The following is an 8,707-nucleotide window of genomic DNA, read 5'->3' on the forward strand; positions in this document are numbered from 1 at the left end:
TTGCTCGCATTTTCATTTCATAGATATATATATATCATTAAAAAGTCGCACCGTTTTAATCGAGTTGTGTGATGAAAAAAGATGTTTAGATTATGTTTGAATTTGTTGTTTTGTGAATTTTTTATTTCGTGATTTCTGTATATTTTTAATCCTTTTTACTCTTAAAGTCTGTTTGTTTTTGTTTGCAAATGAAAAAAACAAACAGTCACGCATAACTTTTATTAAATATATAAATATATTATTAAAATATCTAACCCTTTTGTGATGGAAAAAATATAAATAGTTAAAGAAAAAAGACTGACAAAAATATCAGTCTTTTTTCTTGTTTTTAGTTATAGAGAGTATCTTTTTATGGTATTTTCTACTTTTTCTCTCCAGTTTTCTATATCGTCAATTGATATTCCGATCTTTATTAATTCGCTTGGAATGAAACTGTTATCTAAAATCCATAAAGTGAGCCTTTCTAATGTGATTCTTTCGTTTCCAATTGAATAAATACGTTCACTTTGTTTGCAGGTATATGGTTTTTTACCAACATATTTTTCTACATAAAAGTATCTTTTTCCATTTGCTTTGTAATTTGTTAGAAATGCCATAGTAATGCTCCTTTTAGGTATTTTTATGGTTAGTTAAAGAGTAGTTCTGTAATGTTTTTTCAATTTTTTCATACCAATATTTCACATCGTTTATGGATACTCCGATTTCTATTAGTTCTTTTGGTATGCGGTTGTTATCTAATAACCACATAGCGATTCTCTCTAAAGCTATTTTTTGATTGCCGATTGAGTAAATATTTATATATTTATAGTGTTTTGAGTAATATGGTTGTGTTCCAACGTATTGAGATACATAAAAGTAAATGTTTCCTTTTACTTTTTTTGCTGTTAGATATGCCAAGTCGTTCTTCCTTTCATGTTCGTTGTTCTTTGTTTTTTGTCTGTGGTTATATTTTAACCTTATGAAGTTAAAATATCAATAAATATAAATAAATATAATGTTTAAGAGGTTTATTTTTACTTATAAATTGCATAGAATTATCTTTATGAGTAAAATGGAGTGTATATTGAATATAAGGAGTAAGAGGAATGAAGTTAGTAAATAACATTCGTATGATTATGGCCCAAAAAAATATAGATAATATTGCGGAGTTAATAAGGATAACTGGTGTGAGTCGTAATTCTATTAATAAGCTTTGGCATAATGATAATGTGTCGTCTTTAAGATTAGATACATTACTAGCGATCTGTGAGAAGTTGGATGTTAAGTTATCGGATTTAATTGAATATATTCCGAATGTGGATGAAAACAGTAAGTAGATTCAAGGAGAGAAGAAGGGGGAGAATTTCTCTCCTTTTTTTATGGATATAAAATTCTTAACTAAGAATTCGTGATAGAATATAAAGGTTGTTGTGTCAGTATATGTAAAACATTTGGTGTTTGGAGGAGAACTATGCAATTTTCCGAGTTAACTATTAGGTTATTATTAATTTTTTTTCCAGGATTGATTTCAGCAGTCATAGTAGATAGTTTAACTACACATAAAGGGAGAGAATTTAAGGTATTTTTACTGAACTCTTTCTTGTTTGGTTTAACATCTTATTTTTTTGTATACATTTTTGTATGTTTGAATAATTTAATAGTGAAAATGAATGGTTTTAAACCGAATCAAAAAATGAACTTTCTGGTTTCTTTGATGGATGGTAAATCAGAAATAAATATAACGGAAGTTCTCATTACTTCGGTTGTAGCGATTTTTTTAGGTTTTTTGATATCGTTTATTATAAATTCGAGATTAATTCATAAGTTTGCTGTTAAGTTTAAAATTACTAAAAAGTTTGGAGAACTGGATGTTTGGGCGTATGTGTTTGAGTTGCCGACTATAGAATGGGTTACTGTTCGAGATTTGAAAAATGATTTAATGTATCAAGGTTGGGTGGAAGCTTTTTCAGATACGCATGAAGAAAGTGAATTGTTTTTAAGAGATGTAGTAGTTTATCGAAATTCTACATCTGAAGAAATGTATAGAGTAGATGGTATTTATTTGACAGGTGAATCTAATAGTCTATTATTAGAGTTCCAAAATATTAATTAAACTATTTAAGGGGGAGATTATATGAGTTCTAATTCTAATAATCCTAAGATGTTAAATGAAGGTATGTTAAAAAAAGGAGGATTAAATAGTCCTCCAGTTTCACCGAGACCGCCAGCGCCAAGTCCTCAAAAACCACTTGTTAATTCTCAAAATACTAACAATAACAATAATTAATTGTAAGTAAAAGGCACTCTTAATAGAGTGCCTTTTTTATTTTTGGATACGATAGATATCTTAAGAAGAGGGGGAGTGTATTGTGTCTGTCAACGGTAAGCGGACGGAATGGAGCGATAGCGAAATGATGGAGCATTAAGGAGTTGACAGACTAACTGTTCAAAACCCTCTTGGAACTCCAAAACGTTAGCCGTTTTGGGGATGCCTACCGGCGAGGGAGCCCCTCAAGGATTGAGGGGTTGGGGAGTTCGATTGGAAGGGGTCAAGGGGAAGGGTTTCCCTTGTGGGTTTGGGCAAAGCCCATGGTTTTTGCCATGCTTGTCATGGCTCGGTAGTCGCCGAAAAGTCCCATAGGGCACACGTGTTTACGCAGTAAACTGTAGTGTGCTACAGTTTACATGGAACTATCACCGAAAAAGGAGCGAAGCCCATGTCGAGATTCATGGTTTGTCATATGCAAAAATTCAAGATGACAGATGTGAAAGGATTACAAATACATAATCAACGTGAAAAAGAAAGTCATTCAAATCCAGATATTATTCAAGAACGAACAGAACAGAATTATGATTTGATTCATGGTAAAGAGAACGTGGATTATAAAAAACTAATTCAAGATAGAATTCAAGACGGGGTTATATCTGATAGAGCCATTAGGAAAGATGCTGTTGTTTGTTGTTCGTTTATGATTTCGGCTAGTCCTGATTATATGAATTCTTTATCTCAAGCGGAACAGAGACGATTCTTTGAAGAGTCTGTTTGTTTTTTAAAGGCGAGGTATGGAGAAGAGAACTTTGTATATGCTTCAGTACATGTTGATGAAAAAACACCTCATATGCATGTGGGCATGGTTCCGGTTAATGAAAAACAAAAACTATCAGCGTATTCATTTTTTAAAAACAAATCAGAGCTTCATGATCTACAAGATAAAATCTATGAACATGTGAAGGAAAAGGGATTTGATATAGAGCGTGGTGTTTCTAGCGACAGGAAACATTTATCGACGCAGCGGTTTAAAGCGGTGACTTTGCAACAAGAAATAGAGAAGTTAGAACAGGAAAAGAATGAGATAGATAGTCGTCTTCATGATTTGAAATTATCTTTAGATAAAGCTAAAAGTGTAGATGAGATCCCTGTTAAAGAGAAAGGCGGGTTTATACGCTCTAAAACGGTCGAGATTGCATTAGAAGACTTTGAGAGTATAAAAGTATTAGCTAAGTCTTCTGAAACGCTTAGAGAGGAAAATAAGCACCTTAAAAACGAAAAGGTTAAGAATGAATATGAAAAAGATAATTTATATAAAGAACAACGTTTTTTAGAGAGGAAAGTAACGGATTTAAAAAGAGAAAATGAAGGATTAAAGGGCGAAAATGATTTTCTTAAGAAAACGTTGGAGCGAGTGAAAGATTTGTATAAGGAGAAGCTCCCTGAACTTGCAGGAATGATTGGTTATGTTAAAGCGAGTATACTGGATAAGATGAATCGCAAGTTTTTAAAACGACATTTTGCTGGTGATGACGAAGTAAGTGGTGCTCAAAAGTTCTTGAATCACAAACAAGAGCATGAAGAACAACAAAAGAGATTAAAACAAGTGGGAAGAATCCAACAGAAAAATCGGGACCAGGGATTGGAGAGATAGTGTGGGGACGTTATTTGATCAACAACCAAGGATGGAGTATTTTCATAGCTTTGGAGTGAATTTTATAAACACTGTGAAGGATTTGGCTGAGAAAAATAATTTAACGATTGAAGAGACTTGTAGGATTTTGGAATTGACTATGAAAATTGATGACTATGATCGTAAGGATGAACAATTAGCTGGCATTGGAAAACTTATTGGTGAAATGAATGAACAAATTACGGGGATTGGTGAAGGTTTGAAATCTATAAGTGAACGTTTAGGTGATATAAGTGAAAGTGCTGTATTAGTATCTTTGGATGATAAAAAATAATGGCATGTTAGGGGGCTCTGTGTGAGTCCCTTTTTAGATGTGTATCGTTAGCGGAGCTTGTTTTGCATAATTTAACGAGGTTTGTAGAGCTTTGCATAATGTCCTCGCAAATTGTTGGTGAAAGAATTTGCGAGGACATTGGGAATCCTTCAAGATTCGTTTGTTTTTTGCGTTGATTAATAAAAAAACGTTAATCATTATTTTCTTTTAATGTATTCTTAATGTTAAATATACGAATAAGGAGGATGATTTATGGTAAGTAATTCTTTTTTGAAGAGTATTTATTTTTCTTTAAGTTTTAATAGTTCTTTTGAAGAGGATGATTTCTCAATAATAATTCCAGAAGGTGATAATCATACGAAGGAATTAACAATAAAATATATATTTGATGAGAGCTATTATTTTAAAACTTATATTAATTCGTCATTAGAATTTCGTTGTGAGTTTAGTCCTGGTAAAGTTATGTTGATTCAAAATAAGAATATATCTCAGATGGATGATTATTTTTCTGAAATTCGTTCTTGGATTAGTCGGATGGAAGATGAATTTAATTCCACACCTTTAGCGAGAAAAGTAATAAAAAATCAATCTCAGGTTGAAGATTTAATAAGTAAAGTGGATTCTTTATTTGAAGAGAAGGAATTGGATCCTAATGAAGGTTTTTCACACTCCGAAATGGAGGATATGGAAAATAAATTAGAAGAGTTTAAAGCGTTAATTGAAGAGAAATTAGCTGAACAAATTAATGAAAAAGAATCTTTGGAAAAAGAAGTTAAAAAATTGTTTAGAGAAATAAACTTCCTCAAGCAACAAGTACAGACGTTGACTAAAAAGAATTGGTTTGCAGCATTTTTAAGTAAAACTGGTAAGTTTATAAGGAATAATCCTGAGACTACTAAGGCGATTGCGAATACGGCTAGAGAACTTCTTCCAGAAGAAATCAAGATGAGTATTCCAGATGGAACTACTGATGTAATTGATACTTTTTTGGAAGAACAAAAAGTAAATTGATTGAAATTTATATTTAAAATGTTTAATAGGATGATTAGGACCTTTGTTTATTATGCAAGGGTCTTTGTTTTTTATAGAAGGTGAGAAAACAATCTTTTACTTGATATATTAGAAACATCTCGGGGCACGAAGGGGGTGATGTTATTAGAAAACACTTTGATATCAATGGTTTATGGTGTTTTTTTTAGTGTTGTTTCTAATATTTATAACTAGGGGGAAGGGGGATAAGTATGTCTAGAGAACAGGTGAAAATAAAATTTAAGTCTGAGAATATAAAAGCGGAGATTGAAGGTTACTCTGATATGCCTTATTGGAATCATGATTTGAAACTGGAATTTATTTTGAGACTTTTAAATACAGTTGATGAAAAACAATTTCTTGAAAGTCAGAATCATGATCAGTTGGATTATTACACTAAAGAAATGATTAAAATGATTGAAGCTAGTTTAGGGTTTGATGGATTATATCGGTTGGTTTATGGAGATGAATTATAGGTTGGGAGAACTCTTTATGAGTTCTTTTTTATTTGGATTTTATGTTCTTTTAAAATAAAGTCATTTACAAAACGTCATACGAAATGATAACATGTTGTTGCTGGGTTATTTGGAGGTGTTTTAATGAGTAAAGCTAATTATGTGACTGTTGGTAGGAAACCGAAAGACGGTAAGAATCCGAAAATCCCTGAGACTTTTAGATTGCCGAAAGAAACATCTGAAAGGATTAAGGGATTGGTTAGTAGTGGACGTTTTTCTACGAAAGCGGAAATTGCAGAAAAAGCATTTGAGTTTTATTTTTCTTATTTGGAAAAAGAAAACGGGAAGTAAATGTGTTTGAAAATAATTTTTTAGTTGAGGGAGATTGACTCTCGAAAAAAAGTTACCTGTTATTCTAATAAGCAGGTAAAGGTTGAGAATTTCTCTACCTTCTTCAGAAACACCTTGGACAAGCACACAAAATACAACTGTTTGGGGGTTACGGATTTGTTATGAATGACGTACTAGAATCCAGTTTATTGGATGCAACGATTGATAAACTAAGTATTGTTGCAGATTTTAAAGAAGGTATTAAAAAAGAAGAGTTTATAAGAGTGGTTACAAGTTCAAATATGCCATATTCATTGCAGGCAAACCGTTCGAAAAATTTTGGATATGAAGAAGTTTTGAAATGTGATTCTGTTGATTGTGGTTATATTGAGTTAGCGGGAGAATTGAAAAAAGCGTCAGTTGACCTTCCGAAATTAATCTCTCATAGGATTAGATTAGAAATTCAAATAGAGCAGGAGAAGAAAGCAAGGGAAGTTGGAGAATCGTTACTTTCTAATGCTGAGTATCAAGGTTTGTTTGAAAGTTTGGCTGATGTGAAAGAATTGATAGCTGAAACAGATGAAGATGGTCGTTTGACTGATGAACGGAAATTGAAACGGCATGAGAGACAAATAGAACTTACTATTGAGAAGTTGAAAGGCGAAATAATCGCATTGAAATCTGAAATAGATGAGCAAGAACTTGCAACGGGTTTTAAAAATGAAGCGATGGAAAAAATTCATGAGGAACATGTTCAGATACTACTTAACACTTTGGAAAATAAAGAGAAATTGATTGAAGTTAAAAAAGATGAGTTGTTAAGGAATGCTGGACTGTTTTTACAGTTGGATGCAAATGGTTTTCTTCCGAATAACGGGAAAAAGAAAAATGATCGTTTGTTGAAAGATGTTAGGTTTGAGTTTAACCCTAAGCATATGGCATATAATCGTGTTGTTGATGAATCTATAAGGCTTGTATTAGGGTTGTTAGAAAACGTTGAGGTTACGGGTATACATATAGCTTGTGATTATCCAATTAAGATTGCAGAGTTGAAAATAAAAGATTTATCTAGTAAATCAGAATGTATTTTTCTAGATAGGGATAAATCATTGGAAACGATGTATGTTGGGAAACGTGCTTCAGATAATCATCTTTGTATTTACGATAAGAAGCGAGAAAATGAAGAGAATGACACGTTGGATCAGTATCCTGATGTAGAACATGTAACGCGTTTTGAAGCTCGTTTACGTAAGAAAAAGGCAAGTGAGTGGATGGAGTCAACTTATAATCCGTTTGATTCTATAATTGTTGGTGATTTAGTTAGTTTGGATGGAAGTGAAATGAAGTTAGGTGATCGTATAGTTTTAGAAGCTATTATGAATGATTACCATGGTCGGTATTTTGGTATGATGGATAAATTTCAAAGAAGTACTTGGAGAAAGAAAATAAAACAATATGTTCCGAAGTTATTTGATGTTGCTGGGGATTATGAAAAGAAAAAAGTTCTACTAACTGGACAATTAGCAGAACTACTGGAAAATGGTAAAAATAAGGTTGGAAAATAAAAAAATGGTTAATCCTTTCGAGTGTTGGCGCACTTGGAAGGATTTTTTTATGATTTAGAACTTAATTTTATTTTTAAGAATAACTACGACTATTATTGCATGTATACCGTATATTATTCATTTTAATGACTTTTATATTGATTGTCATCAAAGAAAAATAACCCAAAAAGGGTGCGGTTTTTTATATATATAAAACATATAACCCTACCGTTCATAAATTATATATATTTTTATGAACGTTTGCAAATGATTTTAGGGACTTTTTGAGACACTTGTTTTTGGCTTTATGATGCGTTTATCAGTTATTTGGGACTACTTTTTGGTACGGTTACTTTTGGAACTGTCTCTTTTGTATTGCGTTAATTTCAGGGCTTTATTGATGCTATGATGGTGTAATGGGCTAATATTAAGGTGATTACTGGGGGGAGCTTTTATGTTGAGTGAACAAGTCATATATTATTGGAATGATGAATTACAGTATTATTATTTAGCTGAAAAAAAGAATGGCAGCTATAAATTTGTACAACCGTTAAAAAAATTAGAATTAGATGATATTAGTGATCCGTTAGAAAGAGAACAAATGAAAAAAATGTTAGAGATAAAAAAACGGATGTCAGAAACAAAAGATAATTGGTTTTAAAAAAAGAAAGACACTTTGTCTTTCTTTTTTTAAAACTTTAATTTCGTGAATTTGTGAATTCTTTTTTAAATTTACAAGCTATATAGTTTATATCCTAAAACTTCCCGTTACTACTGTATAGGATGGAAAACTAAATTGTGCGCATGAATTTTTTTAGTTATATATATAACGATAAAATACCGTACGTTTTTTGAAGGTTTATTTTTTGGGGGAGATTTTGATGTGGAATTTGATTTTGAACTTTGTTGAATTTGAAATCTTGATTTTTCGATTTTCGAAATTCTTGTTTTCTTTGTAATTCTGTATTCCGAAATTACGGAGTTTATATAGTATCTCTATGATGAACTGAAAACGAAAAAAATTTGCTCGCATTTTCATTTCATAGATATATATATATCATTAAAAAGTCGCACCGTTTTAATCGAGTTGTGTGATGAAAAAAGATGTTTAGATTATGTTTGAATTTGTTGTTT

12 protein-coding genes are annotated in these 8,707 nt (G+C 31.6%); 10 read left to right on the forward strand and 2 right to left on the reverse strand.

Translation table 11 applies throughout. The annotated features are described in order from the left end of the window. Nucleotides 1-332: 332 nt before the first annotated feature. Both ACTFSL_RS30830 and ACTFSL_RS30835 read right to left on the reverse strand, forming a co-directional pair. On the reverse strand, nucleotides 333-596 hold the full coding sequence (locus tag ACTFSL_RS30830) for a hypothetical protein (protein WP_000874968.1): 264 nt from the start codon (nucleotides 594-596) through the stop codon (nucleotides 333-335). A 13-nt stretch (nucleotides 597-609) separates the two neighbouring features. Then, nucleotides 610-897, reverse strand: a complete 288-nt coding sequence (locus ACTFSL_RS30835) for a hypothetical protein (protein ID WP_440018737.1) — start codon at nucleotides 895-897, stop codon at nucleotides 610-612. Nucleotides 898-1,085: 188 nt separating this feature from the next. On the opposite strand from ACTFSL_RS30835, the gene ACTFSL_RS30840 reads away from it, so the two are divergent. The 10 genes from ACTFSL_RS30840 to ACTFSL_RS30885 all read left to right on the forward strand — a co-directional run bounded on the left by ACTFSL_RS30840 (nucleotide 1,086) and on the right by ACTFSL_RS30885 (nucleotide 8,234). Beyond that, a complete protein-coding gene (locus ACTFSL_RS30840) occupies nucleotides 1,086-1,316 on the forward strand; it encodes a helix-turn-helix domain-containing protein (RefSeq protein WP_440018736.1) in 231 nt (76 codons plus the stop codon). Between the two features lie 134 nt (nucleotides 1,317-1,450). Continuing rightward, on the forward strand, nucleotides 1,451-2,092 hold the full coding sequence (locus ACTFSL_RS30845) for a hypothetical protein (RefSeq protein ID WP_440018735.1): 642 nt from the start codon (nucleotides 1,451-1,453) through the stop codon (nucleotides 2,090-2,092). 21 nt (nucleotides 2,093-2,113) lie between these two features. Next, on the forward strand, nucleotides 2,114-2,266 hold the full coding sequence (locus tag ACTFSL_RS30850) for a hypothetical protein (RefSeq protein ID WP_440018734.1): 153 nt from the start codon (nucleotides 2,114-2,116) through the stop codon (nucleotides 2,264-2,266). Between the two features lie 430 nt (nucleotides 2,267-2,696). After that, the gene (gene mobV / locus ACTFSL_RS30855; protein WP_440042941.1) at nucleotides 2,697-3,902 is read left to right on the forward strand and encodes a MobV family relaxase; all 1,206 of its coding nucleotides are present in this window, start codon (nucleotides 2,697-2,699) and stop codon (nucleotides 3,900-3,902) included. Nucleotides 3,903-3,933: 31 nt separating this feature from the next. After that, complete coding sequence (locus ACTFSL_RS30860; protein ID WP_305928147.1) at nucleotides 3,934-4,215, forward strand: hypothetical protein; 282 nt, start codon at nucleotides 3,934-3,936, stop codon at nucleotides 4,213-4,215. A gap of 252 nt (nucleotides 4,216-4,467) precedes the next feature. Next, nucleotides 4,468-5,226 (forward strand): hypothetical protein, encoded by a 759-nt coding sequence (locus tag ACTFSL_RS30865; protein WP_242297002.1) that lies wholly within the window; start codon nucleotides 4,468-4,470, stop codon nucleotides 5,224-5,226. Nucleotides 5,227-5,456: 230 nt separating this feature from the next. Beyond that, nucleotides 5,457-5,720: a hypothetical protein gene (locus ACTFSL_RS30870; RefSeq protein WP_242297003.1), complete on the forward strand. Its 264-nt coding sequence runs from the start codon at nucleotides 5,457-5,459 to the stop codon at nucleotides 5,718-5,720. Nucleotides 5,721-5,843: 123 nt separating this feature from the next. After that, a complete protein-coding gene (locus tag ACTFSL_RS30875) occupies nucleotides 5,844-6,050 on the forward strand; it encodes a hypothetical protein (protein ID WP_000030440.1) in 207 nt (68 codons plus the stop codon). A gap of 161 nt (nucleotides 6,051-6,211) precedes the next feature. Beyond that, nucleotides 6,212-7,594: a replication initiation factor domain-containing protein gene (locus tag ACTFSL_RS30880; RefSeq protein ID WP_440042943.1), complete on the forward strand. Its 1,383-nt coding sequence runs from the start codon at nucleotides 6,212-6,214 to the stop codon at nucleotides 7,592-7,594. Nucleotides 7,595-8,027: 433 nt separating this feature from the next. After that, nucleotides 8,028-8,234 (forward strand): hypothetical protein, encoded by a 207-nt coding sequence (locus ACTFSL_RS30885; RefSeq protein WP_440018739.1) that lies wholly within the window; start codon nucleotides 8,028-8,030, stop codon nucleotides 8,232-8,234. Nucleotides 8,235-8,707: the final 473 nt, after the last annotated feature.

The organism is Bacillus cereus group sp. MYBK108-1 (assembly GCF_051917185.1).
GTDB lineage: Bacteria > Bacillota > Bacilli > Bacillales > Bacillaceae_G > Bacillus_A > Bacillus_A cereus.

Coding starts and splice junctions, on each gene's coding strand:
- ACTFSL_RS30830 (WP_000874968.1), bottom strand. CDS start 596: ATGGCATTTCTAACAAATTACAAAGCAAATGGAAAAAGATACTTTTAT.
- ACTFSL_RS30840 (WP_440018736.1), top strand. CDS start 1,086: ATGAAGTTAGTAAATAACATTCGTATGATTATGGCCCAAAAAAATATA.
- ACTFSL_RS30845 (WP_440018735.1), top strand. CDS start 1,451: ATGCAATTTTCCGAGTTAACTATTAGGTTATTATTAATTTTTTTTCCA.
- ACTFSL_RS30850 (WP_440018734.1), top strand. CDS start 2,114: ATGAGTTCTAATTCTAATAATCCTAAGATGTTAAATGAAGGTATGTTA.
- mobV (WP_440042941.1), top strand. CDS start 2,697: ATGTCGAGATTCATGGTTTGTCATATGCAAAAATTCAAGATGACAGAT.
- ACTFSL_RS30860 (WP_305928147.1), top strand. CDS start 3,934: ATGGAGTATTTTCATAGCTTTGGAGTGAATTTTATAAACACTGTGAAG.
- ACTFSL_RS30865 (WP_242297002.1), top strand. CDS start 4,468: ATGGTAAGTAATTCTTTTTTGAAGAGTATTTATTTTTCTTTAAGTTTT.
- ACTFSL_RS30870 (WP_242297003.1), top strand. CDS start 5,457: ATGTCTAGAGAACAGGTGAAAATAAAATTTAAGTCTGAGAATATAAAA.
- ACTFSL_RS30875 (WP_000030440.1), top strand. CDS start 5,844: ATGAGTAAAGCTAATTATGTGACTGTTGGTAGGAAACCGAAAGACGGT.
- ACTFSL_RS30880 (WP_440042943.1), top strand. CDS start 6,212: ATGAATGACGTACTAGAATCCAGTTTATTGGATGCAACGATTGATAAA.
- ACTFSL_RS30885 (WP_440018739.1), top strand. CDS start 8,028: ATGTTGAGTGAACAAGTCATATATTATTGGAATGATGAATTACAGTAT.